Source organism: Nonomuraea sp. NPDC059007, from assembly GCF_042740555.1.
Classification (GTDB): Bacteria; Actinomycetota; Actinomycetes; order Streptosporangiales; family Streptosporangiaceae; genus Nonomuraea.
This window is the reverse complement of sequence record NZ_JBHYJD010000075.1, coordinates 1-25,267: the sequence shown is the minus strand read 5'-3', so window position 1 is coordinate 25,267 and position 25,267 is coordinate 1. Positions and strand designations below refer to the sequence as shown.

Genomic DNA, 25,267 nt, shown 5'->3' with positions numbered 1-25,267 from the left:
GTGATCCGCAGTGAGAAATCGTGCCCCTCGGACATCGCGGCTCCGGATCAGGGGGTCAATATGGCAGACATCCTGATGCTGCCCGAGGAACCGGCCGCGCGCCACAGTTTCCCGGGGTCTCGGTCATCTCACCAGTGCCTCGATCAGCGGGCGGATGACCGCCGTCAGGTCGCTCCGGGCGGCGTCCGGGTCCTTGGCGGAGCCGACGTACAGTGCCGCCTCGTCGGCGACGGCCAGCAGTACGTGCGCGAGAGGTTTGGACGGGAGCCGCAGGAGAATGCCGTCGTCCATTCCCTGGGCTAGCACCCCCTCGATCAACCCGAGAATGTGCGCCTGGCAGATGTCGCGCCACCGGACCCACCCCAGCACCGACGGGCCGTCGATCAGCACGATCTGTCGTACCTCTGGCCGCTGGCAGGCGTCGAGCCACGCCCGCAGGCTGAGCATCATCACCTCGACGAACTCGGTGTCGGCGGGCATGGCGGCGGCGAGTTGCCCGGAGATCTCACCTTCGACATGCGCGAGCACCGCGGCGAACAGTTCGGTCTTGTCGCCGAACTGGTGGTAGAGCGCACCTCGGCTCACGGCCGCGGCGCGCACGATCGTCTCCGTGCCGACACCGGCGAACCCGTGCTCGGCGAACAGCTTCCTCCCCGCTGCGATCAGGGCCGCGCGCGTGGCGGCGGTGCGGTCGGCTTGCGTACGGCGGGCAATTTGCATACAGTCTGTCCGTAAGTTACATGCGGGTTGTATCAATCTTAGGGATTGTCGCATGATCACCATCGACCTGCCACAAGGCACTGTCGGGTACCGGGTCGCGGGGCCGGCCGAGGCGACAGCGCCTCCGGTCGTCTTCGTCCACGCGTTCTTAGTCGACGGCTCGATCTGGTCCGGCGTGTCCGGCCACCTCGCCGCGCACGGCATCCGCTCCTACGCACCCGACTGGCCCCTGGGCGCCCATCACACACCTCTACGGCCCGACGCCGACCAGTCGCCGCGCGGCGTGGCCCGGCAGATCCTGGCCTTCCTCGACGCGCTTGACCTGCGCGATGTCACCCTGGTCGGCAACGACACCGGGGGCGCGCTGTGTCAGTTCCTCCTCGACATCGACCCCGGCCGGGTCGGCCGCCTCGTGCTCACGAACTGCGACGCGTTCGACACCTTCCCGCCCTTCCCTTACAGCGTCATCTTCCGTCTCCTCTCCGGCGACCTCCGGATGCGGATCAACATGCAGCCCATGCGCCTGCGAGCGTTCCGCCATTCCCCGCTCGGGCTCGGCCTGCTCGCGAACAAGCTGGATCCGGCCCAGACCAAGGCGTGGATGGAGCCCAGCCTTGGGAGCAGGGAGATCCGCCGGGACGCGGTGCGGTTCCTCCGGGCCGTCGACCCGGCCGACCTGCTCGACGTCTCCACCCGTCTGAAGGACTTCCCCGGGCCGGTGCGGATCGTCTGGGGTACCGCCGACCGTGCCTTCAAGCCCGCGCTCGGCCGGCGGCTGCAGCGGGCGTTCCGCGACGCCACGTTCGTCGAGGTCCCCGGCGCGCGGACCTTCGTCCAGCTCGACGACCCGGCGGCACTCGCCGACCAGATCGCCGCGGCCTGATCTCTACGTGGTCTTCGTCCAGTTCTCACCGGCGGGCCGGCCGGCGACCGGCTTGCCGATGATGGTGAGGGGGATGAAGAAGCAACTCCGGCCGATCGCCATGCAGAGCGTCACGAGGGCCCGTTCGTCGTAGTGGGCGGATGCCCTGGCGAACAACTCGTCGGGCACGCGCTCCCCGTTCGGATTCGGGGTGAACGTGGCATCCACGAGTTCAAGGACGACCTGTTCGGCCTCGGTGAAGTAGTGAGGGGTGTCCTTCCAGGTCGCCACGGCGGTGATGCGGTCCTCCGGTTCGCCGAGCTTGCGGAGGATGCCGGTCTGCCCAATGGTGTGGTACGTACTGTCGAAGAGCTGCCCGAGCCGGAGCTGCGCCAGGGCGATGAGGGTCGGCGAAATCGACCCGTTCTCCTGGGCCTTGGTCATACCGCCGCCGATCTCCCACAGTTCGGGGATGAACTGGCTGGGGTCGGGCAGTCGCGACTTGAGGTTGTCAGACATGGTGCGTTCTCCTTGCCGTAGGGACAACTACACCTCCACGACGAACAACCCCGGTGACCACGGGACCACCCATAGTTGTGATGTACGCCACTCGGCCGCCCGGCGACGTCAGGCCGCGACGTCCTGGGTGAAGAAGGTGTCGACCGCTTGCACGAAGGAGCGGGGTTTGAACATGTGGATCACGTGATTGGCATGAACCTTCCTGTACCGGCTGTGCGGTACGAGCTGCCTGATCCGGGCCGCGTCCTGGTCATCCATGGCGCCGATCAGGCCGTGGCCGGGCAGCCGCCGCCAGTCGCCGTGCAGTACGAGCAGCGGGCACGACACGCGGGTGAGCGCGTCGGCGTGATCGAGCCCGTCGTAGAACCGGCCGTCGACGAAGGCGCGCGCGAAGTCCGGGTCGTACATGGACAGCGACTTGAGCAGCAGGCGGAGTTTGAGGGGGAAGTAGCCGATGTCCAGGGGGCGGCCGGGATGGCGTGTCTGGAACGCCTGGATGCGGCGGGACAGAAAGGTGATGAACCCGTCCGGGACGCGCTTTTCGCGGGTTTCGGAGACCGGGAGGGTCAGACCGCGGAAGTAGTCGGCGAGGTCGCGGTGCTGAAGGTCGCCGAGGGCTTCGGCCAGGTGTTTCAGCCCGCCGTACACAAAACGATCGTGATCGCGGAAGCGGGGCATCTGCGCGGAGAACACCGGGGCGTCCTCGAGGATCACCGCGGCGACCCGCAGAGGCAGGTTGGCCGCACACCACAGCGCGAGGAGCCCGCCGGAGGAGTTGCCGGAGACCACGGCGGGCGATCGGACGACCTCGGAGAGGAAAACGGTCATGTCCGCGCCCAGGTGCCGCCAGGAGTATTCGCCCGGGGTCCAGCTCGACTTGCCGTGTCCGCGTACGTCGAGTGCGTAGACCAGAAACCGCTTCGACAGCGGCACCAGGACCCGCTGGTAGCTCTCCCAGGTGGCGGTCTGCGCCGGCAGCAGGACCAGCGGAGGTCCGTTGTCCGGGCCCACCACGTAGTTGATCCGCAGGGTTCCGGTATCGAGCTGGACCTCCCGGAATCCGGCGGCTCGCACGGCTCTGATGTCGATCGTTCCGGACAGGCCCTCGTACGGGTTGCGGTTCATGGGCGTCCTTCCTGCGCACGGTGGGGAGCACTGCGGACCGGCCCTTCGGCCAGGTCGGACGACACGAGCTCGATGAGCTCCGTCAACGCCTCGGCCAGCGCCGCGCGGCCCGGTTCGCTCATGCGGCCCAGGATGGCCGCGAACCTGTCCGCCGACCGCTGATCCACCGTGCTCAGCAACTGCTCGGCCTCGTCGGTGAGCCGCAGCCGGATCCGCCGGCGGTCGTCCCGATCGCTCGTCCGGTGCAGCAGCCCGGCGCGGACCAGCCGGTTCACCAGCGCGGACGTGGCCGCGAGCCGCCGTCCGAGTGTCTCGGCCAGTTCCGACACCGTGCAGCCGCTTCGCCGCCGAACGGTGAACAACATGCGCAGTTGCGGCATGGTGAGATCGAGGTCCAGCCACGCCTCCGGCCGCTGCAGCGCCAGCATGCGCAGCCGGGACGCCAGCCGCTCGATGTCCACGTGCCCACCGGGTGTACTTGCCATGATGTGAATAGTCTACGTGGTGTTGACTATTTTCGATCAGAATTGGGCGTGGGTCATCGTGTACCACGTCGGAGCGAACACCAGCAGGGCCATCACGGCGAGGACCGCGAGCGACTTGAGCAGGCGTGGGGTGGTCAGGGTCGCCGCTGTGGTGGGCCTGAGGTTCCATCGTCCGAGCGCGATGAACGCCGAGACGCCGCCGAGGACGAGGTTCGCGGGGATCAGGGCGTACTCGCCGCGCATGAGGTGGAAGGCCGTCGCGAGGACCATCGTCAGGGCCAGGCCGGCCGCGGCGAGCGGTGTGAGCTTCGGCTTGACGCCGGTCATCGCAGGCAGGATGAGGCCGATGCCGCCGAGCACCTCGACGACTCCGATGAAGACGATCAGGGTCTGCGGTACGGCCGCGTACCAGGCCACGGCCCGAGGAGCGGCCTCGTAGAGGGCGGCGTCGTACAGCAGGACCTTGCCGAAGCCGCTGCCGGCGAAGAAGAAGCCCCACAGCGCCTGCAGGAACCACAGGGCGCCGTTCAGGGTCAGGATCCTGCTCGGGGAATTGGAGAGGGTGTTGGTGGCGGTCATCGCTGTGCTCCTTCGGAGTGCCGCTTCGCTGACAATCCCGAGGATCTCCGGCGAGGTTGATACATCCGCGATGCGCCGGCGATTCATCGGCGTCGCGGAGCTGGGAGGGGTACCGGCCAGCCTGGTGAAGTATGGATGCGAGGGATTCCGGGTCCTGGACGGGAGGCGCCTTCATGCTGAATCTCTTGATGGGGATCGGCTTCGCCTGCATGTTGATCGGCCTGCTCTACGTCGGCCTCTACATGGCGATCTGGCTGGCGCTGTCGGCGTTCCTGCCCCCTGCGGTCGCACCCTTTGTCACCGTTGCCCTTTTGGTCCTGGGTACGGCGCTCACGCTCTGGCGCTGGAAGGGCGGCTCCGTTCTGCTGGGCAGGTATCTCGTGGCCAGGACGTCCGCCTGGGGATACCGGCGCGTGGTCCCGATTCGGCTGGCCGGTGTCGGCACCCCCAGGGACCGCTTCGACCTCTCGCTCATCGACCGGGAACCTGACGGCGTCATCGGCGGGCTGCGCCTGCACGCGCTCGGCCTGATCAGGGGGCGGGACGCCTACCTGGTCACCACCCCGCATGATCTGCAGGTCTGGGTGCACCACAAGTTGCTCTCGTTCCACCGTGCTCTGGTGCTGGACCTCCATGAGGTGCGGAAGCTGGTGTTCATCCACCACGATCCCGACCGGCTCGGTCGCCGCGACGATCACGCGTTACGTTACGTCGGCACCTTGGAGATCGTCTTCTCGGATCACCGGCGCCTCTTCCTGTACGTCCGCGTCAAACCGAAGTACGGGTCCTGACGCACAGTGGCATGGTCATGGCTCGGGGACGGGCTCCAGCACAATGACGGGGATCTGTCTGCCGGCGGTTGCCTCGAAGTCGGCGAACTTCGGGACGAGTGCCACCTCTTTCGCCCAGAGCCGTTCGCGTTCCGTGCCCTCCGCGAGCCGGGCCACGACCGGCACGATCTGCGTGCCCACTTCGACGGTGGCCCGCGGGTTCGCCATGAGGTTGCGGTACCAGACCGGATGATGCGGACTGCCGCCGTGGGTGCCGAAGATGGCCCAGCCGTCACCGACCGGCTGGTAGAACAACGGGCTGATCCGTTCGCGCCCGGTCTTGGCCCCGGTGTGGTGTACCAGGATGAGCGGCATTCCCTGCTCGTCGAATCCGGGGAACCGGGGCGGGATGGGGCGGCCTGCGGCGAATTCCTCTTCGCTGCTCCAAGGCACATACCCGGCGTTCGCCCGGAACTCGGCGATGATCCGATCGTTCCAGTTGCCGATGGCAGGGGTGGTCGTGGACGGGTCGGACATGGCATCCCCTTTACTATCCGGAGCACTTGCTCCTCAAAGTAGCACAGAGCGGAGCATACGCTCCGTATAAGCGGGTACGCTTGGCCGTATGGATGTGGCTGAATCGGACGGCACTACCCGGCGCCGCGCGCCTCGTGTGGACGCGATCCGTAACCGGGAGGCGATCGTCGAGGCCGCCGCCGATGTGCTGGCCGAGCAGGGTGCCGCGGTGGACGTACGCGAGATCGCCCGCCGTAGCGGGGTGGGTATGGGCACCCTTTACCGGCATTTCCCGAAGAAGGAAGATCTCGTTCATACGGTCCTGCGCAGGGACTTCTTGAACTGGGCGGAATCGGCACGCCAGGCGGCGATCGATGCCGAGGATCCCTGGGCGGCACTGGCCGACTTCTACCAGCAGGCCCTGACCGGCTACGCCCGTCACCGCGCGATCATGGAGAACTTCGCGCTGACCTGGTCGGTCCCCGATCTGGAGGGCATCCACCAGCTTCGCCTCGTCATCGAGCAACTATGCGCCCGCGCCGTCGCCACGGGCGTGCTGCGCCCCGGCGTGACCACTGATGACCTGCTGCTTCTTCTGGTCTCACTGGGGCACGCCGTCCAGATCACCGACGAGTGCCGGCCACAGATGTGGAACAGGTTGTTGCGCATCTCCCTCGACGGCCTGCGCGCCGACCACTGCGAACCACTTCCCGACAGTGAATTGGTCCCCTAACCGCCTGCTGAATCGGACTTCAACCCGGGTACCAATTGTTGTCAGGCTGAGTGGCATGACAACGACAGCGACGCGCTTCGACGGCCGGCTCCTCACCTCCGGCGACGCCGGTTACGACTCCGCTCGTACCGTCTGGAATGCCATGATCGACCGGCATCCACGCATGATCGTCCGTACGGCGAGCGTCGCCGATGTGGTCGCCGCCGTGCGGATGGCCCGGGACCTGGACCTGGAGATCGGCGTGCGCTGCGGCGGCCACAACGTCGCCGGCTTCGCCGTGCCTGAGGATGGTCTCATGATCGACCTGACGCCCATGGGCGGCGTGCGGGTCGACCCGGTCCGTCGCCGGGCCCGGGTTCAGGGCGGCGCGCTGCTCGGCGCGCTGGATCGGGCGTCCCAGGCGTACGGCCTGGCCACCACCGCCGGCAACGTCTCGCACACCGGCGTCGGCGGGCTCACGCTCGGCGGCGGCATGGGCTGGCTGGCCCGCCAGTGCGGCCTGGCCTGCGACAACGTCGTCTCCTACACCATGGTCACCGCCGAGGGGGACGTGGTGACCGCGAGCCGTACCAAGAACCCCGAACTGTTCTGGGGCCTGCGCGGCGGTGGCGGCAATTTCGGCATCGTCACCGAGTTCGAGTTCGAGTTGCATCACATCGGCACGCGGACGCTGGTCGCCGAGTTCGACTTCCGCGCCGAGGACGCCGTCCCGGTCATCGAGGGCTGGCGGGATCTGAACGCCGTGGCGCCCCGGCAGGCGACGTTCACCGCCGATGTCGGTAGCGGGCCCGCGGGCCCGATCGCCACGCTGGGGTTCGTGTGGGTCGGTGACCCGGACGAGGGCCGCCGGTTGCTGCCCGCGATGCGGGCGCTCGGGCGTCCCGTCGCGTCGCGCGTCACGACCCCGTCGTACCTCGAACTGCAGCGACGGGACGACTCCACCGGCGGCCACGCCTACCGTCGTTTTTCCAAGGGGCTCTATCTGCGGGGGTTTCCCACTGCGGCGATCGAGGCGTTCCTGCTGCGCGGCGGCACCGACCTGAGCGCGAGCCCGTACCTGCCGGGCGTCGGCCTGCAGGCGCACGGCGGCGCGATCGCCGATGTCCCGGAGGCGGACGCGGCGTTCAGTCATCGCGGCACGATGTTCGAGTTCGGCGCCGGGTCCCGCTGGACCGAACCGGCCGAGGACGACGCCAGGATGAGTGCCGCGCGCGCCGCCGGCGCCTCGCTCGAACCGTACGCGAGCGGGGTGTACGTCAACTCGTTGACCGCCGACGAACTGGCCGACGGGCAGCATGGGGTACGGCGGGCCTACTCCGCCGCGAAGCTGGCCCGGCTGACCGCGGTCAAGACCGCCTACGACCCGGCCAACGTGTTCCACCTGAATCAGAACATCCGCCCGGCTCCCTGACACGTATCTCCTGGATGGCCGTCGCCAGCAGCGCGACCCCCTCGGCGATGGCGCTCTCGCCGAGGATGGCGTAGCCGAAGATGAGCCCGCCCGGTCCGCTCGCGGCGATCCGGAACGGGCCGACGCCGTGGATGCCCAGCCCGTGCCGGGCGGCGGCCGTCACCACCTCCGCCTCGTCGAGGCCGGGCGGGAGCCAGGCCACCACGTGCTGCCCGGCGGCGATCCCGGCCGGTTCCAGTTCGGGCAGGTGAGTGCGCAGGGCGTTCAGCAGCGCGTCGCGGCGGCGGCGGTACACCGGACGCATCCGGCGCAGATGGCGGTCGAACTCGCCGCGTGCCAGGAAGTCGGCGAACGTCAGCTGGTCGATGACCGGCGAGCCGCGGTCGGCGAGGACCTTCGCCGCGGCGACGTCGGTGACCAGGTGCGGGGGCAGAACCATCCAGCCGAGCCGGAGTCCCGGGGCGAGCGTCTTGCTGGCCGTACCGCAGTAGACGACGTGATCGGGCGCGAGGCCCTGCATGGCGCCCACGGGCGAGCGGTCGTAGCGGTACTCGGCGTCGTAGTCGTCCTCGATCACGATCGCGCCGCGGCGTTGTGCCCAGCCGATCACCTCTGCCCTTGCCGAAGCCGACAGCACTCCCCCGGTGGGCCACTGGTGCGACGGCGTGAGGACGACCGCGTCGGCGTCGGCCCGGTGGAGCGCGTCGACCTGAACGCCGCCCGGACCCACCGGGATGCCGACCACGTCCAGACCGGCGGCGCCGGCCAGCACCCGGGCGTCGTCGTCGGACGACGGGTCCTCCAGGGCGATCCGCTTGGCGCCGCGCTGGACCAGTACCTGGATCAGCAGCGAGATGCCCTGCCCGAAACCATTGCAGATCACCACGTTTCCGGGGACGGCCGAGGTGCCGCGCACCCGGTTGAGGTAGTCGCACAGGGCCTCGTGCAGTTCCGGAACGCCGCGCCCGTCGAGGTAGGCGAACCGGTCGTTGGGCGTGGTGGTGAGCACGGTGCGTACCGAACGGAGCCAGGTCGAGCGCGGGAACTGGGACACGTCGGTGCGACCGTACCCGAAGTCGACTCTGAAGCCGGCGCCGCGCGCCGGCGTCGGCGGCGCGGAGCCCGCGGCGGCGGCCGGCGGTATCGACGCGGCGACATGGGTGTAACCGCCCGATCGGCTGGCGAGGTAGCCCTCGGCCACGAGCTGCTGGTACGCCTCGACGACCACCCCGCGGGAGACCCCGAGGCCGGCCGCGAGGGTGCGGGTGGGTGGCAGCGACGCGCCCGTCCGCAGCCGACCGGCCCGGATACTCGCCCGGATGGACGCCCCGATCTGCCGGTGCAGCGGCACCCCGGCGTCGCGGTCCAGCTCGATGAGCAGGTCCTCGGCCGGCCCGGAATTGGTCCTCGATCGCGCCACAGGAACGGACCTTATCGGCGTGTACCGATTGCTGCCAGGCTGAGTGACCCGCAGACAGTTCACAGGAGGCGACAGATGAACGACACCGAGCCGCAGACCGCCGGTGGGAAAGTGCTCTTTCACTTCGCGATGTCGCTGGACGGTTTCGTGGCCGGGGTCAACCACGAGATGGGCTGGATGACCGGGACGGACAGGCCGGGCATGGAGGACGAGTACGAGCGGACCACGGGAGCCGTCCTGGGCGGACGGGACGGGTTTGACGCCATGCCCGACGCCCGCCCCTACTCCAGCGCCTGGGACGGACCGATCTTCGTGCTCACCCACCATCCGGAAGACGCCCCGCCGGCCGCCGGGATCACGTTCCTGAACTGCGACGTCGCCGAGGCCGTGCGGATCGGGCTGGAGGCGGCCGGGGGCAAGAACCTCGAAGTGTTCTCGCCCACCATCGGGCGTCAGCTCCTCGACCTGGGGCTGATCGACGAGATCGACATCCACATCATGCCGGTCATGCTCGGGCAGGGCATCCGTCTCTACGACAATCCCGGCAGCGAGCCGATCTACCTTCACCATGTCGGCCAGAGCGACCCCACCGCGACGGTCAACGTACGGTACCGGCCCGCGTGAGAAGATCACGTTCGTGCGGATCGCGAGGGTTGGGGTAGTCGGTCTGGTTCTCGCGGCCGCCGCCGCGGGCCTGGTGTTCGGCGACACCTGGCTCTGGCTGGCCGTCGAATGGTCTCCGCTGCCGTCGTACTACGGTGGCTTTGACACCTCGATGGTCGTGACGCTGCTCGTGGCCGCCGTGGTGAAGGCGGCGCTCCTGTGGCTGATCCTGCGGGCCCCCGTGCCGGGACCGCTGAACCTCCGGGAGAAGGCGCTGCGCCGGCTGCTGTATCTGGCGGTGGCGTACGCCCTCGTGCTGTGGTATCCGATCGTGCTGCTTCCCGACGTGGTCACCGCGGCCTTCCAGCTCGCGCTGTGGACCGCGATCGACGTCCTCTACCTGCTCGTCATCCGCTGGCGGTCCCGCACGCTGTGCGCGGCGGCAGGAGCGATCTTCGCGCTCGAGCTGGTCGAGGCGGCCAACGAACTGCTCGACGAACTCGACCTCCCCGAGCTTCCATCAGGCGGCTTCGTCACCATGGGCGTGATACTGAGCGGGGTGGCGGCGACCGCCGTCACGGTCGTGGGGCAGCGGCGCGACGGCCGGTGGAGCCGCGGCACGCAGGTCGCCGGGTGGTTGTCGGTGGGTGTGTACGCGCTGGTGATTCTGCTCAAGGTTCTCTTCGGCAGCCATCTGATGATCACGGTCGCGATGGACGTGGCGGGACTGCTCAGCATCGCGTGGATGGCGGCGACCGCCCGTGAACTGCCCGTTGAGAGCCGCCCTGCCGGCCCTCCGTCCGCGCGCCCGCGCGCGATCCGCGTCGCGGTGTCGGCCGTGGCCGTACTGCCGATCATCGCGCTGATCCACCCGGAGCAGACTCCCCGCCTCACCTACACCGGCTGGTCGATGGTCTGCCATGACCGGCCCAGCTTCGGCGACCTGAAACCCGCCGAACGGGACGCCGCGTTCCTGTGCCGGGCGCGGCGCGCAGAGGGCGGAATTCCGCCCATGTTCCCGGACAGCCTTTCCGATCAGGCGGTACTCGGGTACGCGCGGGCGCTGTGCCGTACGGAGGACCATGAGGAGCAGAAGGCGATTCTGACGCGGGCGGGGAGCGCGCGGCCGGCCGGGGGCGCGGACCCGGGGGACCTCGTCTACGTCTGCCCGGAGATCATCGGCGCGACCCGGCCCGAGCTGCTGCGGTCGGCCGCGGAGCGGAAGGCGGCGTACGACGCCTCCATCGCCGAGGCGAACGCGAAATGCCGCGACCCGTGGCCCCGGACGAAGGGTGTCACCCAGGCCACGGCCAAGTACTTCCTGTACGTCGACGGCGATCCCGGCTATCTGGTCCACGACCCCGACGACGAAGCGGCCGAAGAGGCGGCGGACCAGGCCTACGCCGACGGGAACCTCATCGGGGTGGCCGGCAGCGCGGCGCTGATCGGGCACATCGAAGACGTCAGCGATCTGTGCCTGACGGTGAAGGCCTTCCGCACCGCGCCGCCACAACGGACGATCGGGTGGGAACAGGTCAACGAGGTGCCGATCGTCAGCCGTAGCGGCCAGCTCACCGTGCCGTACATGGGCGAGCACGGAGACGTGGGCGCGGGCGCCCCGATGCCGAACCTGGCGATCGCCGGCAAAGGCCGCTACCGGCTCCGTGTGTACGTGCGGATCGGCGATGAAGGAGAGGAGCACCTGGTCATCGTGTTCCCGGGCGCGTCGAGGAAGCGGCTCGAGCTGAAGCCGTGAGCGGCGCTACAGGCGGCAGCTGATCTCCAGCCCGTCCTCGACCGGGAACGTCACGCACGCGTACCCATTGCCCGGTTCCCGCACGTACGCGAGGTAAGGCTGCACACTCTCCAGCTCCACGTCGTCGGCGACCACCAGCGTGCCCGGGTCGAGACGGGGCTCCAGCATTCGCAGCACCGGAAGGTAGAGGTCCTTCCACCCGTCCAGCAGGACGAAGCCCGGCTTGTCCGGCAGGTCGGCGAGCGTCCGCAGGGCGTCTCCCTCCAGCACGGTGATCACCTCCGCCAACCCTGTTTCCGCGAAGGTACGGCGGGCCGCGGCGATCTTGTGCGCACTCAGCTCCGTGGTGATCACGCGGCCGGTGCCGTTGTCGCGCACGGCCGCCGCCAGATGCAGCGTGGAGATGCCGAACGACATCCCGAACTCCACGACCGTCGCCGGCCGGATGGCCCGCACCAGGCTGTAGAGCAACCGCCCGGCCTCGGGCGAGATCGGCATGTAGATCTCTTCCGCGGCGTCCGCGTGCTCTTGCGGCGTGTTCCCGAAACCGTCCACTCGCGCGGCGATCGTGTCATCCCCGGCCGCCGCCGCGAACATCCGGTCGAGCGCGTCCGCCACGCGAGGTTCCGCCAGTGTGTTTCTCATGGCGGCTAGAGTAGACTAACCGTTGCGTCTAGTCTAGGAGTGGTCATGTCCCGTCCCCATCACGGCAACCGCCATGGGCGAAGTGAGGCAGCGCGCCAGGCCGTTCTGGAGGCGGCCGACGACCTGCTGGCCGAGAAGGGATTCGCCGGGGTCACGATCGAGGGACTCGCCGCGCGGGCGGGCGTCGCCAAGCAGACCGTCTACCGCTGGTGGAAGAGCAAGACCGAAGTCCTCGTGGAGGCGTTCCTGCAGGACCTGGCCGAGGAGCTGACCCCGCCCGACCACGGAGACCTCTCCCTCGACCTGCGCGCCTACCTCCGCCTGCTCGCCCGATTCCTCAGCGAGACCGACTCCGGCACCGTCTTCCGCGCCCTGATCGCGCAGGCCCAGTTCGATCCCGTCTTCGCCGCCGGCTTCCGCGAGCGCTACCTGGCCGAGCAACGCCGCCGCGACCGCCTTCCCCTGGAGCGTGCCGTACGGCGGGGCGAACTACCCGTGACCCTCGACCTCGACGAGGCGACAGATCGACTCGTCGGCCCCCTTTACTACAGGACGCTGGTCACCGATCAACCCGCCGACGGCGAGTTCACCGACCGCCTGGCGGAAGCGTTCCTCACCTCCCTCCAGCGGTAATGGCAGGGGTCGACGTACCAGATCGGCCTGGTTGTTCGGTGCTGGCCATCGCCCTCACCGGCGGCGACGCACAGGTACCCGGGCCGGCAGTCGTTGAGGAGCGCGCTTCGATCCGCGCCGCTCAGATTGCGTTGTCATGCGCTTCACGAGCCAAGCAGGCGACAGCGTCGTGGCGGCTTCAGGTCGGCTTCACCCCTGATCAAAGGGGTTAGATCGTGCGCGTGAAGTATTTGCAGACCGGGTCGGTGGCGTACTTCGTGTCGAAGACGGTTCCGCCGTGCACGTAGATCGCGTCCCCCTTCGGCCGGCGAAGGAAGATGTTCTTGGAGCCGGACTTCGAGACGTCGTTCATCTTGAAGACCTTGAGCAGGCTGTCCCGGCCGCTGCCCTTCTTCCAGAACTCGAAGTAGACGTCGTTGTTACTGCCCACGTCACCGACGATGTTCCAGGTGAGCTTCGTGAAGATGTGCTGGTTTCCGGGGTTGCCGTACGTGATCGCCGCCGCGAGCTTGAAGTTGCCCTTGCTGCAGCGTGCGCTGAGGACGGAGGAAGCCGAGGCGGGAGTGGCCGTGAGCGAGAGGGCCAGGCCCAGGGCGCCGACGATGGCCGCGGTTCGCGAGGTTCTCATGCGCCAGACCCTAGAGATCGGCGGTATGTCGAAAGTATGCCGCGCGGCGGGAGCTGGTACTTCATTCGGTGTAGTGCGTACGGCGAACGGTGCAAGGTCAAGTGACGATCAACGGACGACGCGCTCCCGCTACGGCCCGGCCTAACGTTTCTCGTCGAGACAGCCGATGAGAACGGGAGAAATGGCCATGAGCAAGAAAGTCGTCACTGCGATCGCCGGGCTGAGCTTGACGGCCGGTGTGCTGGGATTCGCCGGCGTACCGGCTGGAGCCCAGGCCGGCGCGGGCGAGACCACCGTCACGGCGGCCGCGCCGAAGCCGCCGAAGGGCGCCAGGGCGGTGGTTCAGGTCAGCCCCAACCCCACCACCAAGCGGGGCCAGGAGGTAACGATCACCGGCCACTGCGGCGGCGGCAAGGGGCTGAAGGCCGTGATCGCCGGCATCGACAGGGAGCGCCCGGTGCTGCTGAACATCCGCATCATCGACGACAACCCCAAGGGGTTCGTGGCGAAGGGGACGCTCCGCCCCACGATCGGCAACGGCGTCGGTCCCGTCTTCGTCGACTGCGGCGGCGAGGCAGGCGTGGTTCTGCTGGTCACCCACGTCTGATCGCGACCCCTCGAGGAAGGGCCGCACATGGCCGAATCACGCCGTGAACCCGCTCTTGTCCGGCACTTCGCCCGGATCACCGACGTCGCGTTCGCCGCTCTCACCCTGGTCTTCTTCGTCGCCGTGGCCCTCGCCACCGGGGTGCGCTCCCCCTGGCAGGCCGCGATTCCGCTCGGCCTGCTTCTCGGGGCGCTCCTGCTGGTCAGACGTCGCTGGCCGATGACCGTGCTGCTGCTGTCGATCGGCGGGATCGTCGTCTATCGCCTGACCGGGCACTGGTCTCCCGCGGGCTGGATCTGGCCGGCCGCGGTCGCCTACTTCACCGCCGCCACTACCCCCCGTGTGCGGTGGGTGGCGGTCATCGGCCTGGCCCAGCTGCTCTACTCGGCGGTCGACATCCGCTTGGTCCTGGACCGGAACCCGACCCGCTTCGTGTTCCACGTCGCGGGGGAAGGAGTGCTCCTGGCGATCCTCATCGCCGCGGGCCTCACCTACGCCGCCGTGATGCGCTGGCGCGAGCGGCTGCGCGAAACCGACAGCCGCGCTCGCGCCGCGGAGGAACGGCTGCGCGCCTCGCACGAGGTGCACGACATCGTCGCGCACACGCTGGCCGTCGTCGGCGTTCAGCTCAATGTCGCCGCCGATACCCTCCAAGAGGATCCGGCCGCTGCCGCCGCCGCGCTACGCCTGGCCAAGGACGTGAGAAACCGGGCGATGACCGATCTTCGCTCGCTCATCGCGGTCCTGCGCGACGCGCCCGGCGACACCACGCCCCAGCCCGATCTGGCCTCCTTGGGCACGCTCATCGCCGACGCCCGCGCCGCCGGGCTTGAGGTCACGCTCGATGAGCGCGGCGACCCTGCGGCCGTTCCGGCTGTTCCCGCCATCGCCGTCTACCGCGTCGTACAGGAGTCCCTCGCCAACACGCTCAAGCACGCGCAGGCGAGCAAGGCCGAGGTGACGATCGGCTACCAGCCGCGCTCGGTCACCGTCGAGGTCACCGACAACGGCCGCGGCGGCGCCGACATCACCGAAGGCCATGGCCTGGCCGGCATGCGTGAGCGGGTGAGCGCACTCGGGGGCGCGCTCAGCGCGGGGCCGGTCCCCAGCGGGGGCTTCGCCGTACGGGCCGACATCCCTGTGGCAGGCTCGGCGGTATGACGATCAAGGTGCTCCTCGCCGACGACCAGGCCCTGGTGCGGGCCGGATTCCGCAGTCTGCTGGCCCGCTCCCGGGACATCGTGGTCGTCGGCGAAGCCCAGAACGGCGACGAAGCCGTACGGCTGGCCGCGAGCACCCGCCCCGACGTGATCCTCATGGACATCCGCATGCCGGGCACCGACGGGATCACCGCCACGCGCCGGATCGTCACCAACTCGGCCTCGCCGAGCTGTCGCGTGATCATCCTCACCACGTTCGACACCGACGAGCACGTCTTCGCCGCCCTGCGCGCCGGAGCCAGCGGCTTCCTCACCAAAGAGGTCGAACCCGCCGATCTGCGCCGGGCGGTCGCCGCAGTCGCCGGTGGCGACGCGCTCCTGTCCCCGGGCGTGACCCGCCGCGTCGTCGAGCAGTTCGCCCTCCGGCAGGACCTCGCGCCCGGCGCGGGGCAGCGGCTGGCCGCTCTCACCTCCCGGGAACTGGAGGCGGTCAAGCTCGTGGCGCTCGGCCTTTCCAACAACGAGATCGCCGAGCGCCTCGTCATCAGCCCGCTCACCGCCAAGACTCACATCACCAGGGCCATCGCCAAGCTGAACGTGCGCGACAGGGTCCAGCTGGTCATCTTGGCTTACGAGAGCGGCCTGATCCGGCCCGGCGGGTAGTGATCAGTCATGCCGGGAGAGGGCAGGCAAAGGGGCGCCAAAGTCATGCCCTAGCGTCGTCACCATGAAGGCGGCCCGGTACCTGTGCTGGCTGGCCTGGGCGCAGAAGGGCCGGGTCGCGCTGGGCGCGATGCTGGGAACCCTCTGGATGGTGGGCCTGACGCTCCCGCCGTACCTGCTGTCCAGGGTGATTGACGACAACCTGGCGCCCGGCTGGGTGCTGGCGCTGCTCGGCGCGGGTCTGGTCAACGCGTGGCTGGCGATGTTGCGGCACCGCACGATGACCAAGATCCGGATGGACGCCAACTTCCGCACGGTGCGCGCCCTGGTCGAGCAGATCAGCAAGCTGGGCGCCGACCTGCCCAAGCGCGCCTCGGCGGGCGACGTGGTGACGATCGGCATCGGCGACGTCATCGCCATCGCCGCCTCGCTGACGGTGACCGGCCCCGGCGTGGGCGCGGTGATCAGCTACGGCGTGGTGGCGGTGCTGTTGCTGCAGGTCTCGGTGGTGCTGGCCGTCGTGGTGCTGCTGGGCGTGCCGCTGCTGGCGATCGTGCTCGGCCCGCTGCTCGGGCGGCTGATGAAGGTGCAGAACGGCTACCGCGAGAACCAGGGCAGGCTGACCACCCGCCTGGTCGACCTGATCGAGGGGTTGCGGGTGCTCAACGCGTTCGGCGGCAAGGCGACCTACGCCGAGCGGTACCGCGCCGACTCGGCGAGCCTGCGCGAGCAGGGCTACCGGGTGGCGTCACTGACGAGCTGGATCGGCGCGCTGGGCGCAGGGCTGCCCGCTCTGTTCCTGGCCGCCGTCACCTGGCTGGGCGCCCGGCTGGCCGCCGAGGGGACGATCACGGTGGGCGAGCTGGTCGGGGTATATGGGTACATCGCCATGCTGGTGGTTCCCGTCTCCTTCTTCATCGAGGGCAGCTTCCAGATCAGCCACGGCCTGGTCGCCGCCCGCCAGGTCACCCGGTTTCTCGCGTTGCGCGCCGCGGACCGGCCCCGGGCCGTCGGGCCGGAGGTCGCGCCGGGGAGTCTCGTGGGGCTGGTTAGTGCCCGGCCCGAGGAGAGCGTGGCGCTGCTCGAAGGGATGGGCGGGTTCGACGGCACCTCACTGATCGCCGACCACGACGCCGCCCTGTTCGCGGGCACGCTGCGCGAGGTCCTCCAGGGCAGGGGCGAGGCGGACGACGAGGCCGTCCATCGGGTCGTGCACGTCGCCGCCGCACAGGACGTGGTCGCCGGGCTGCGCCACGGGCTCGACTCGATGATCGAACCCGGCGGCCGCAACCTGTCCGGCGGCCAGCGTCAGCGCGTACGCCTGGCCCGTGCGCTGCTGGCCGAGCCCGAGGTACTGCTGGCCGTGGAACCCACCTCCGCGCTGGACGCCCACACCGAGTCCCTCCTCGCGGAGCGGCTCCGTACGGCACGCGCCGGCCGTACCACCGTCGTGGCCACCACCTCGCCGCTGCTGCTCGCCCGGGCCGACCAGGTGCTGTTCGTCGAGGACGGTCGGGTGGCCGCCACCGGCACCCACCACGAGCTGATGGACTCCACCCCCGCCTACCGATCGGTGCTCGCATGACCCGCGACCTGCCCGTCGCCGGCCCCCGGCAGGTACGGCGGGCCGCCCTGCGCCTGGTCAGGCGGGACGTGCCGGGCTTCACCGCGACACTGCTGCTCAACAGCCTCGCGGCGGCCGCGGCGCTGGTCAGCCCGTGGCTGCTGGGCCGGATCATCGACGCCATCGGCGCCGGCCGCACGGTCGACCTGCTCGCCGCGATCGCCGTCGGCGCGGCGCTGGCCCAGCTCCTTCTGTCCAGGTACGCCGAGAAGATCGGCACCCGCTTCAGCGAGCGCGTCCAGGAGCGCATCCGCGCCGAACTCCTCGATCGTGTGCTGGCCCTGCCCGCCGCCACGGTCGAGCACATCCGCACCGGCGACCTGACCGCCCGCGGAACCACCGACGTGGCCCTCGTCGGCCGCACCCTGCGCGACGCCGCCCCCGCGATCCTCGTCTCGGCCCTGCAGGCGCTCTTCCTGATCGTCGCCGTCTTCCTGGTCGACCCGGTCCTGGGCGTCTGCGGCCTGCTCGCGCCGGCCGGCATCCTGGCCGTCTCCCGCTGGTACCTTCGCCGCGCCAGGCCCGCGTACCTGGAGGAAGGCGCCGCCTGCTCGGAGCTGGCCGAGCACCTGGCCGCCGACGCCGCGGGAGCCCGTACCATCGAGGCCCTGGGCCTGCAGGCCAAGCGCACCCGAGCGGCGGAGCGGGTGATCGAGCGCGGCCGGACCGCCCAGCTGCGGACCCTCTTCCTGCGCAGCGTGCTCTGGCCGTCGGTGGAGGTCTCCTCGCTCCTGCCCCCGGTGCTCGTCCTGCTGGTGGGCGGGCTGCTCCTGGACCGTGGCCAGGTCACGCTGGGCGCGGTCGTCACCTGCGTGCTGTACCTGCGCCAGCTCGGCCAGCCGATCGAGACGATCCTGATCTGGCTGGAGCAACTGCAGAGCAGCGGAGCCTCGTTCGCCAGGATCGAGGGCCTCGCGACACCGGCGCGCGCGGAGATCGCCGCCCCGCCGCCGCGGGGCGACCGCATCGAGGCGTCCGGCGTGCACTTCGCCTACGAAGCCGGCGACGACGTGGTGAAGGACGTCGATCTCGCGGTACGGCCCGGCGAGCGCCTGGCCGTCGTGGGCCCTTCGGGAGCCGGCAAGTCCACCCTGGGCAAGCTGCTGGCCGGCATCGACCGCCCCCGCCTGGGCACGGTCACCGTCGGCTCGGTGCCGGTAGCCGACCTCTCCCCCGCCCAGCTCCGCGAGCACGTCGTCCTGGTCACCCAGGAACAGCACCTGTTCCTCGGAACCGTCCGCGACAACCTGCTGCTGGCGGATCCGACGGCCGGTGACGACCGCCTGGACAAGGCGCTCGCCGCGGTCGGCGCCGACTGGGTCACCTCGCTCGACGACGAACTGGGCTCCCAGTCGTCCGGCACCACCCTCGGCCCGGACCGGATCCAGCAGCTCGCCCTGGCCAGGGTCATCCTGGCCGACCCGCACACCGTCATCCTCGACGAGGCCACCGCCATGCTCGACCCCCGCACGGCCAGACGCGCCGAACGCTCGCTCGCCGCCGTCCTGGAGGGACGGACCGTCATCGCGATCGCCCACCGCCTGCACACGGCCCGCGATGCCGACCGGGTGGTCGTCATGGACAGCGGCCGGGTGGTGGAGGTCGGCCCCCACGACGAACTGGTCGCGGCGGGCGGCGTCTACGAGGCACTGTGGACATCGTGGTACGGCTCGCTGACCGCTGAAGCCTAGGAAAGACCGCGAATAATAACGGGCGCTCCTACATTTTCCCTATATCGCACAACCCTTGCCAGAATTAAGGAGCACGTCTTTACGCAGCGTGTCATCACCGGCGCAATTCCGGTATTGGCCCACGTTTCTGTCCATGGGAATATCTGCTTGCTTACCGGCTTTCCCCGTTGAGGAGCAGAGTGAATTCACCACGATCGGAAACCGGCTTATCCGGCTGGACGCGCCGTGCGACCTGCCTGATTGCCACCCTGGCCCTACTGATGACGTCGTTCACGGATCCCGCCGGCGCGGCGCCGCCGAACGAACCGCAACCCCTCAAAGCCACCACGGCGGCCGGAGCGACGCTCGCCCAGGCCCAGAGGATGAATAAGCGTATTGAGATAGAAGAGTACCGATCAGAAACCGGTACGTATTACGCCAATCCCGATGGCAAGACCGTTCGCGCGGAGTTGGCCAGCACACCGGTCCGGGTCAAGAAGAACGGCGCGTGGGCGCCGATCGACCTCACGCTCGTGGAGACGGGCGGGGTCGTCCAGCCGAAGGCGAGCTTGGGCGACCTGACCCTGTCGGCGGGCGGTGACACCACCGCCGCGCGCTTCACCGACGCGACGGGCAGGACCGCGGTCGAGGCCCCTGCCACGTTGCCCAAGCCGGTACTCAAGGGCAACACGGCCACCTACCGCGACGCCTACGGCCCTGGGTCCGATCTGGTGGTGACCCTCACCCCGAGCGGTTTCCGGCACGACGTGCTGATCCGGCAGCGACCGGGCAAGGACCTCCGGCTACGGGTGCCCATGCGGTTACCCAAGGGGCTCAAGCTCGGCACCGGCGCTGACCGGACGCCCGGTCTCCTGGACGCCAAGGGCAAGGAGGTCGACGACCTGGCCGCGCCCATGCTGGACGCCGCCGCGCTGGTGGAACCCGACAAGGGCGCCATCGGGCAGGCCAAGGCCGAGGTCGACGGTGACAGCGTGGTCTACACGGCTCCGGCGGCGTTCCTCAACGACCCCGCCACCGTCTATCCGGTCACCGTCAACACCATGTCGGAGACGTGGGAGGGCACCGGCATCGCGGGTGACACGCACGTGTCGAACGTGCTGCCCGACGGCAGCGCCAACGCGACCCTGCCGTGGCTGCTGGCCGGGAAGTCGCACAGCGGCAGCCGTACCCACCGCACGTACATCAACTTCCACATCAAGGGGACCCCGCTGGAGGGCGGCACGGTCCACAACGCCGACCTGCGCCTGCACAACCAGGACTCCCACACCTGCAGCGACACCGACAGCCCCGGCATCGACCTGCAGCGTGTCACCAGCGCCTGGAACACGAGCACGATCAGCTGGAACAACCAGCCCTCCACCGTGCTGTCCGGGCACGTCGCCAACCGCGGCGCCTACAGCGCCACCCGCTGCCCCGAGGGCGAGGGCGAGCTCTACTACTCCATCGAGCTCATCGTCCAGGCCTGGATGAACGGCACGCCCGACCTCGGCGTCCGCCTCAACTCCGTCATCGAACCGGACAGCCCGCAGAACTGGCGCTACTACCGCTCCGACGAGTACGGCGGCTACGACACCTATCCCTTCACCCCGCGCGGCCCCGTCCTGTTCATCGAGTACACGCCTCTTCCCGCGGGTCCGCCGGAAGTCGTCGTCTATTCCTACGAGGGCCCGAAACGGCCCCAGCCCGCCACTTATGAGCAGGCCGTCGCGATGCGGGTCGACAGCGACGACATCCCTTACGTGCCCCCGATGAGCGACGAGCAGGAGCGGGTTCTCACCTCGACCCCCAATCACGTGGCCGAGGTGGCGCCGGAAGAACTCGAGCCCTTCACCGGCGAGTCCGGAGAAGAGTCCTGGGACGGCGGCACGGTCGAAGAGGGCAGCCCGCCCGACGACACCGCCCCCACGGTGGTGAGTACGACCCCGGTGGCGGACGCGGCGCAGGTGCCGACCGATACGTCGATCAAGGCCACGTTCAACGAGCCGGTCTGGGAGCCCGACTTCGTCCTGAAAGATCCCTCGGGAACGGCCGTCGAAGGCGCCGTGACCGTGGACGCCTCTCAGCAGGAATTCACCTTCACCCCGGCACAGCCGCTGAATCCCGCCGTCCGGTACACCGCCGAGCTCGCCGAGGCGATCGACGCGTCCGCCAACCCCATGACCGCCTACCAATGGACCTTCGAGACGGCGTCGGCGGGCAGCGCACGCTGGACGTTCGATGAGGGTACGGGCCAAACCGCCGCCGACGCGTACGGCCGGCATCCCGCGACCCTGAACGACACGGCAGCCTGGATCCCGGGCAAGAACGGCAACGCGCTGACCAACCAGCCCTCCCCCACGCGGGTCACCGCCTCGCGGGAAGCCGCCCGCCAGAAGGGGACCGTCGAAGTCGTCGACGAGACGACCGAAACCAATGTCACCTACGCGCTGCCGGACGGGTCGTTCAGAAGGGAGATCTCATCAGGCCCGGTACGGACACGGCAAGGCGGCACCTGGGTCCCCATCGACACCCGTCTGGCGCGGCACGGCGAGGTGCTGCGGCCGAAGGCGTTGGCCTCGGGGGTCTCGGTGGAGGTCTCGACCGGCGGCTCCGGCGCGTTCGCGAGGATGACGACCGGCGACGGAAAGTCGTACGCGTTGCGCTGGCCGGCGGCTCTGCCGAAGCCGGCCGTGAACGGCGGCACGGTGACCTTCGCCGACGCCGCGGGCAAGGGCGCGGACCTGGTGGTGACGGTGTTGCCCACCGGGTTCCGGCACGACGTGGTGGTCAGGGAACGGCCGGGCCGGCCGCTGGAGATCCGTCTGGGTGTGGAGACCTCCGGGCTGTCGCTGAGCGCGGACAAGAACGGCCGGCTGCTGCTCAAGGGGCCCGACAAGAAGGTCGTCGCGGCCGCGGCACGGCCGGTGATGTGGGATGGCAGCGACCGGGGCCGCCCGCATCGAGCCAAACGGGCGGGCATCGACACATCGGTGGTCACCAAGGGCGGTGAGACCGAACTGGTGCTCAAGCCCGATCACGCCTTCCTGACCGATCCGGCCACAGTGCTGCCGGTCCGCGTCGACCCGACCATCACGCTGCCGCTCAACGCCGACGTCGAGGCAGGCTCCGACTTCCCGGACGACCCGGCCGACCCCGGCACGCCGTACCTCACGGCGGGGCGGCTCATCGACGGCCTCTACCGGCCTCACCTGCGCTTCGACACGACCGGGCTGGCCGGACAGACGGTGACCAACGCCAAGTTGTCCCTGGTGAACGTGGACGCTCCCGCCTGCGGCGGCTCCGTGGGCGCGGGCATCCAGGTACGCCGGCTGACCGGCACGTGGAGCGCCGACAGTCTCACCTGGGGCAGGAAGCCGGCCGCGACCACCGAGGACGCGCAGATCAGCAGGACGGCGGTCAACTCCGACTGCGCGACCTTCCCCGGTGCGATGGAGTGGACCGTCACCGGCATCGCCCAGGACTGGGCCGCCGGCGCCGCCAACCACGGCCTGGTCCTGATGCACCCCAATGAGGCAAGCACCGCCGACAACTACCGCGTCTTCACCAGCGCGGAGAACACCGAGTTCGCCAATCCGGCGCCGAAACTGACCGTCACCATCGGCGCCGCGACCTCCAACCCGTCGGCGAGCGCGCTGGCCGTCACCCCGGCACAGATCGTGAACGGTGTCACGGTGGCCACCTCACTCACCCCGCAACTCGGCGCAACGGTCGCCGACACCATCGGCGGCACCCTGACCGGCGAGTTCGAGATCGAGCACGACCCGGCCGCACCCAGGCAGGGCGTCGGCCAGATCTGGGCGGGCGCCTCCCCCGCGGTCGCGTCCGGCGGCAGGGCCGGTGTGACCGTTCCGGCAGGAAAGCTGGTCGACGGGTGGAAGACCCGCTGGCGCGCTCGCGCCGTCAACGCCGGCGCCTCCACCGCCTCGGCGTGGTCGGCGTGGCAGAACGTCACCATCGACGTCCCCGACACCCAGCCCGACCCGGCCGTGGGCGCCCTTCAGGTCGTTCCCTCGCACCAGGCCGACGGCACGACGGTCACCAGCAGCCGGACCCCGAACCTGCTGGCGCAGGTGACCGATCCGGCGGGCGGAGCGCTGCGGGCCGAGTTCGAGCTGGAACACGACCCGGCGGCGACCGGGCAGGGCACCGGCCAGATCTGGACCGGCGCGGCCGACAACGTCGCATCGGGCAGCCAGGCCGCCGTGACCGTACCCGACGGCAGGCTCTCCGACGGCTGGAAGGTGCGCTGGCGGGCCCGTGCCGTCGCCGGACCGCGAACGTCGGCCTGGTCGGAGTGGCAGTCACTCACCGTGGACGTCGTGGCGCCCGGTGAAGAGCCGCTGGCGCGAACCGCCGGGCCGGTGATCCGTACCGACCAGAGCTTCACCGTCGCGTCCTGGCTGCGCTGGTCGGACAAGGACGGCGACTACCTCGTCGCCGAGCAGCGCGGCGGCGCCCAGGCGCCCTTCCGCCTGGGCAACACTCCCGACCGTGGCCTGGTCTTCACCCTCACCAGCGGCGACACCGCGGGCGCGACGTCCTCCGGCGTCCTGTCCGATGTCGAAGCGCCGGTCAACGAATGGTTCCACCTCGCGGGCGTCTACGACGCGGCGGCCGGTACGGCGGCGCTGTACCTCAACGGTCAGCTCGTCACCTCGGCGCCGGTCGGTTCCAGGCCTGGAACGGCACGGGCCCGTTGACACTGGGCACCCGCATGCGCGGAGACCTGGACGACGCGCGCACCTACCAGCGCCCCTTGACCGCGACGGAGATCGGCGCGCTTGCCGGAGGCACGGGTACGCCTCCCGCCGCGAAGGCGACGGCGACCCAGCCCGCGCAGCAGGACGAACCCGATCCCTACGAGGTCAACTACCGGCACTACACCCTCAACACCTGCCGTGCGGAGGCGCCGACGGACGGGAGGCTGGGGATCTGGACCGACGCCACGGTCTTCAGCGGTTGTTCCGTCCGATGGTTCGGCCTCAGCACCTGGCTCGACGACTGGGACCCGGACACGGGCTCCAGGGGGAAGGTCCGCGTGAAGCTGCCCGACGGCTCCGCCGGAATCGACCTGATGGTGCGAGCCACCACGGTCATCAACACCTACCTGGGAACTCGGGACGGGACGGGGATCCGCAACGCGGGGAGCGACGGGACGACCGGTCCGATCACCCCGACGGAGTTCTCCATGTGGGTCGGGATCGACGAAGCCCAGTACGCGCTCGAAAGCGGCTTCGGCAACGCCCGTATGCAGCTGACGACGACCGCCGAGTCGAGCAGCGGGAACTCCTCCTGCGCCAAGACGATCGACGGAGATCGCGAAGCCCGGATCAAGGACTGGAACGGGACGGCGCAGTACTTCCGCTTCAAGTCCTCCAGCACCGTCGACGCGGTCCGCCGCTGCACGATCGTCCCCTGGATGAAGATCAAGGACGTCATCGCGGTGAAGCCCTGGCCCACCAACGTTCCGCTGTGGGGCAAGCTCAAGGACGAGCGGGGCGCTCTCCGGACGCCGCCGACCGTCCGCTGCGACGACCTGACCCTGGGTCCGGGCAGTCCGGGGGCCTGGCCGGAGGAGAAGCGCGTCCGCTACAAGGGCGCCTGCATCTTCCCTGACGTGAGCCGTATCTACCAGACGGACGTGACCCACCCCAAGCGAGGCCCCGTCGCCGCCCACATCTGGGCCGCCTTCAAGACCCCGGATCTCACCAATCCCAAGAAACCGGCAGGTCAGAAGGTGGTCCCCGGCAACTGGGACGGGGACAACGCGCGGAGCAGAGCCCCGCTGACCCGGATCAACGAGAGCGAACTACGACCACTCGACCCCAAGGGACGGACATGGGGAGCGGTGCAGGTGAGCGAACGCCGCAAAGCCTGCAAAACGCCCAAGGTGGTCGGCGACTGCGACGAATTCCCCTTCAACTCGGTCAGGGAGGGCCCCGGATGGGGTGACGGCAACTTCTCCGTGCGGGGGGTTCCGGCCAGCAACAACAAGAGCGACGGCTGGTACCTGTCGGTGTTCTACGCGCGCTACCGTGTGCTCGTCCCCGACGGTAACGTCCGGCCCAACGGCGACCGCTTCTGGGTGAGCGTCAAGGGAACACCCCCCTCCTGACG

General features: G+C 69.5%; 23 protein-coding genes. 14 read left to right on the top strand and 9 right to left on the bottom strand.

The window, feature by feature from the left end; genetic code table 11:
- Positions 1-123 precede the first annotated feature (123 nt).
- The gene (locus ACFWY5_RS54175) at positions 124-720 is read right to left on the bottom strand and encodes a TetR/AcrR family transcriptional regulator (protein ID WP_379639784.1); all 597 of its coding nucleotides are present in this window, start codon (positions 718-720) and stop codon (positions 124-126) included.
- Positions 721-772: 52 nt separating this feature from the next.
- On the opposite strand from ACFWY5_RS54175, the gene ACFWY5_RS54170 reads away from it, so the two are divergent.
- On the top strand, positions 773-1,603 hold the full coding sequence (locus tag ACFWY5_RS54170; protein WP_379624980.1) for an alpha/beta fold hydrolase: 831 nt from the start codon (positions 773-775) through the stop codon (positions 1,601-1,603).
- Between the two features lie 3 nt (positions 1,604-1,606).
- Here ACFWY5_RS54170 and ACFWY5_RS54165 read toward each other — a convergent pair whose 3' ends face one another.
- The 4 genes from ACFWY5_RS54165 to ACFWY5_RS54150 form a co-directional block, all read right to left on the bottom strand.
- Entirely contained in the window at positions 1,607-2,101 is a 495-nt protein-coding gene (locus tag ACFWY5_RS54165; protein ID WP_379639783.1) for a carboxymuconolactone decarboxylase family protein, read from the bottom strand.
- A 108-nt stretch (positions 2,102-2,209) separates the two neighbouring features.
- A complete protein-coding gene (locus tag ACFWY5_RS54160) occupies positions 2,210-3,226 on the bottom strand; it encodes an alpha/beta fold hydrolase (protein ID WP_379639782.1) in 1,017 nt (338 codons plus the stop codon).
- Positions 3,223-3,711 (bottom strand): MarR family winged helix-turn-helix transcriptional regulator, encoded by a 489-nt coding sequence (locus tag ACFWY5_RS54155; protein ID WP_379639780.1) that lies wholly within the window; start codon positions 3,709-3,711, stop codon positions 3,223-3,225. The genes ACFWY5_RS54160 and ACFWY5_RS54155 overlap by 4 nt, the downstream gene beginning before the upstream one ends.
- 36 nt (positions 3,712-3,747) lie before the next feature.
- The gene (locus tag ACFWY5_RS54150) at positions 3,748-4,290 is read right to left on the bottom strand and encodes a DoxX family protein (RefSeq protein WP_379639779.1); all 543 of its coding nucleotides are present in this window, start codon (positions 4,288-4,290) and stop codon (positions 3,748-3,750) included.
- A 173-nt stretch (positions 4,291-4,463) separates the two neighbouring features.
- Between ACFWY5_RS54150 and ACFWY5_RS54145 the strand changes: the two genes are divergently transcribed.
- Positions 4,464-5,081 (top strand): hypothetical protein, encoded by a 618-nt coding sequence (locus ACFWY5_RS54145; protein WP_379639778.1) that lies wholly within the window; start codon positions 4,464-4,466, stop codon positions 5,079-5,081.
- Positions 5,082-5,096: 15 nt separating this feature from the next.
- Here ACFWY5_RS54145 and ACFWY5_RS54140 read toward each other — a convergent pair whose 3' ends face one another.
- Positions 5,097-5,597, bottom strand: coding sequence for a nitroreductase/quinone reductase family protein (locus ACFWY5_RS54140; RefSeq protein ID WP_379639776.1), 501 nt, complete (start codon positions 5,595-5,597; stop codon positions 5,097-5,099).
- 88 nt (positions 5,598-5,685) lie between these two features.
- On the opposite strand from ACFWY5_RS54140, the gene ACFWY5_RS54135 reads away from it, so the two are divergent.
- Entirely contained in the window at positions 5,686-6,309 is a 624-nt protein-coding gene (locus tag ACFWY5_RS54135; protein ID WP_379639775.1) for a TetR/AcrR family transcriptional regulator, read from the top strand.
- Between the two features lie 55 nt (positions 6,310-6,364).
- Entirely contained in the window at positions 6,365-7,720 is a 1,356-nt protein-coding gene (locus ACFWY5_RS54130; RefSeq protein ID WP_379639774.1) for an FAD-binding oxidoreductase, read from the top strand.
- Here ACFWY5_RS54130 and ACFWY5_RS54125 read toward each other — a convergent pair.
- Entirely contained in the window at positions 7,656-9,140 is a 1,485-nt protein-coding gene (locus ACFWY5_RS54125) for a PLP-dependent aminotransferase family protein (RefSeq protein WP_379639773.1), read from the bottom strand. The two genes, ACFWY5_RS54130 and ACFWY5_RS54125, sit on opposite strands and share 65 nt — an antisense overlap.
- A 75-nt stretch (positions 9,141-9,215) precedes the next feature.
- Between ACFWY5_RS54125 and ACFWY5_RS54120 the strand changes: the two genes are divergently transcribed.
- Positions 9,216-9,764 (top strand): dihydrofolate reductase family protein, encoded by a 549-nt coding sequence (locus ACFWY5_RS54120; protein WP_379624960.1) that lies wholly within the window; start codon positions 9,216-9,218, stop codon positions 9,762-9,764.
- A 13-nt stretch (positions 9,765-9,777) separates the two neighbouring features.
- Positions 9,778-11,499 carry a hypothetical protein gene (locus ACFWY5_RS54115; RefSeq protein ID WP_379639771.1) on the top strand — a complete coding sequence of 574 codons (1,722 nt, stop codon included), beginning with the start codon at positions 9,778-9,780 and terminating at the stop codon, positions 11,497-11,499.
- Between the two features lie 6 nt (positions 11,500-11,505).
- Here ACFWY5_RS54115 and ACFWY5_RS54110 read toward each other — a convergent pair whose 3' ends face one another.
- Positions 11,506-12,144 carry an O-methyltransferase gene (locus ACFWY5_RS54110; protein ID WP_379639770.1) on the bottom strand — a complete coding sequence of 213 codons (639 nt, stop codon included), beginning with the start codon at positions 12,142-12,144 and terminating at the stop codon, positions 11,506-11,508.
- Positions 12,145-12,189: 45 nt separating this feature from the next.
- Here ACFWY5_RS54110 and ACFWY5_RS54105 point away from each other — a divergent pair, with 45 nt between their 5' ends.
- Positions 12,190-12,777, top strand: a complete 588-nt coding sequence (locus tag ACFWY5_RS54105) for a TetR/AcrR family transcriptional regulator (protein ID WP_379624954.1) — start codon at positions 12,190-12,192, stop codon at positions 12,775-12,777.
- A 208-nt stretch (positions 12,778-12,985) separates the two neighbouring features.
- Here ACFWY5_RS54105 and ACFWY5_RS54100 read toward each other — a convergent pair whose 3' ends face one another.
- Positions 12,986-13,405 carry a hypothetical protein gene (locus ACFWY5_RS54100; RefSeq protein ID WP_379639769.1) on the bottom strand — a complete coding sequence of 140 codons (420 nt, stop codon included), beginning with the start codon at positions 13,403-13,405 and terminating at the stop codon, positions 12,986-12,988.
- A gap of 187 nt (positions 13,406-13,592) precedes the next feature.
- On the opposite strand from ACFWY5_RS54100, the gene ACFWY5_RS54095 reads away from it, so the two are divergent.
- From ACFWY5_RS54095 to ACFWY5_RS54065, 7 genes are all read left to right on the top strand, one after another.
- Positions 13,593-14,012 (top strand): hypothetical protein, encoded by a 420-nt coding sequence (locus tag ACFWY5_RS54095; RefSeq protein WP_379639768.1) that lies wholly within the window; start codon positions 13,593-13,595, stop codon positions 14,010-14,012.
- A gap of 27 nt (positions 14,013-14,039) precedes the next feature.
- Entirely contained in the window at positions 14,040-15,173 is a 1,134-nt protein-coding gene (locus ACFWY5_RS54090; protein WP_379639766.1) for a sensor histidine kinase, read from the top strand.
- The gene (locus tag ACFWY5_RS54085; protein ID WP_379639765.1) at positions 15,170-15,835 is read left to right on the top strand and encodes a response regulator; all 666 of its coding nucleotides are present in this window, start codon (positions 15,170-15,172) and stop codon (positions 15,833-15,835) included. The genes ACFWY5_RS54090 and ACFWY5_RS54085 overlap by 4 nt, the downstream gene beginning before the upstream one ends.
- Positions 15,836-15,899: 64 nt before the next feature.
- On the top strand, positions 15,900-17,420 hold the full coding sequence (locus ACFWY5_RS54080) for an ABC transporter transmembrane domain-containing protein (protein ID WP_379639764.1): 1,521 nt from the start codon (positions 15,900-15,902) through the stop codon (positions 17,418-17,420).
- Positions 17,417-19,150 carry an ABC transporter ATP-binding protein gene (locus tag ACFWY5_RS54075; RefSeq protein ID WP_379639763.1) on the top strand — a complete coding sequence of 578 codons (1,734 nt, stop codon included), beginning with the start codon at positions 17,417-17,419 and terminating at the stop codon, positions 19,148-19,150. The genes ACFWY5_RS54080 and ACFWY5_RS54075 overlap by 4 nt, the downstream gene beginning before the upstream one ends.
- A gap of 449 nt (positions 19,151-19,599) precedes the next feature.
- Positions 19,600-23,850 (top strand): DNRLRE domain-containing protein, encoded by a 4,251-nt coding sequence (locus ACFWY5_RS54070; RefSeq protein WP_379639761.1) that lies wholly within the window; start codon positions 19,600-19,602, stop codon positions 23,848-23,850.
- A 14-nt stretch (positions 23,851-23,864) separates the two neighbouring features.
- Complete coding sequence (locus tag ACFWY5_RS54065) at positions 23,865-25,265, top strand: NucA/NucB deoxyribonuclease domain-containing protein (protein ID WP_379639760.1); 1,401 nt, start codon at positions 23,865-23,867, stop codon at positions 25,263-25,265.
- The last annotated feature ends 2 nt before the right edge of the window (positions 25,266-25,267 follow it).

Coding starts and splice junctions, on each gene's coding strand:
- ACFWY5_RS54175 (WP_379639784.1), bottom strand. CDS start 720: ATGCAAATTGCCCGCCGTACGCAAGCCGACCGCACCGCCGCCACGCGC.
- ACFWY5_RS54170 (WP_379624980.1), top strand. CDS start 773: ATGATCACCATCGACCTGCCACAAGGCACTGTCGGGTACCGGGTCGCG.
- ACFWY5_RS54165 (WP_379639783.1), bottom strand. CDS start 2,101: ATGTCTGACAACCTCAAGTCGCGACTGCCCGACCCCAGCCAGTTCATC.
- ACFWY5_RS54160 (WP_379639782.1), bottom strand. CDS start 3,226: ATGAACCGCAACCCGTACGAGGGCCTGTCCGGAACGATCGACATCAGA.
- ACFWY5_RS54155 (WP_379639780.1), bottom strand. CDS start 3,711: ATGGCAAGTACACCCGGTGGGCACGTGGACATCGAGCGGCTGGCGTCC.
- ACFWY5_RS54150 (WP_379639779.1), bottom strand. CDS start 4,290: ATGACCGCCACCAACACCCTCTCCAATTCCCCGAGCAGGATCCTGACC.
- ACFWY5_RS54145 (WP_379639778.1), top strand. CDS start 4,464: ATGCTGAATCTCTTGATGGGGATCGGCTTCGCCTGCATGTTGATCGGC.
- ACFWY5_RS54140 (WP_379639776.1), bottom strand. CDS start 5,597: ATGTCCGACCCGTCCACGACCACCCCTGCCATCGGCAACTGGAACGAT.
- ACFWY5_RS54135 (WP_379639775.1), top strand. CDS start 5,686: ATGGATGTGGCTGAATCGGACGGCACTACCCGGCGCCGCGCGCCTCGT.
- ACFWY5_RS54130 (WP_379639774.1), top strand. CDS start 6,365: ATGACAACGACAGCGACGCGCTTCGACGGCCGGCTCCTCACCTCCGGC.
- ACFWY5_RS54120 (WP_379624960.1), top strand. CDS start 9,216: ATGAACGACACCGAGCCGCAGACCGCCGGTGGGAAAGTGCTCTTTCAC.
- ACFWY5_RS54110 (WP_379639770.1), bottom strand. CDS start 12,144: ATGAGAAACACACTGGCGGAACCTCGCGTGGCGGACGCGCTCGACCGG.
- ACFWY5_RS54105 (WP_379624954.1), top strand. CDS start 12,190: ATGTCCCGTCCCCATCACGGCAACCGCCATGGGCGAAGTGAGGCAGCG.
- ACFWY5_RS54100 (WP_379639769.1), bottom strand. CDS start 13,405: ATGAGAACCTCGCGAACCGCGGCCATCGTCGGCGCCCTGGGCCTGGCC.
- ACFWY5_RS54095 (WP_379639768.1), top strand. CDS start 13,593: ATGAGCAAGAAAGTCGTCACTGCGATCGCCGGGCTGAGCTTGACGGCC.
- ACFWY5_RS54090 (WP_379639766.1), top strand. CDS start 14,040: ATGGCCGAATCACGCCGTGAACCCGCTCTTGTCCGGCACTTCGCCCGG.
- ACFWY5_RS54085 (WP_379639765.1), top strand. CDS start 15,170: ATGACGATCAAGGTGCTCCTCGCCGACGACCAGGCCCTGGTGCGGGCC.
- ACFWY5_RS54080 (WP_379639764.1), top strand. CDS start 15,900: ATGAAGGCGGCCCGGTACCTGTGCTGGCTGGCCTGGGCGCAGAAGGGC.
- ACFWY5_RS54075 (WP_379639763.1), top strand. CDS start 17,417: ATGACCCGCGACCTGCCCGTCGCCGGCCCCCGGCAGGTACGGCGGGCC.
- ACFWY5_RS54065 (WP_379639760.1), top strand. CDS start 23,865: ATGCGCGGAGACCTGGACGACGCGCGCACCTACCAGCGCCCCTTGACC.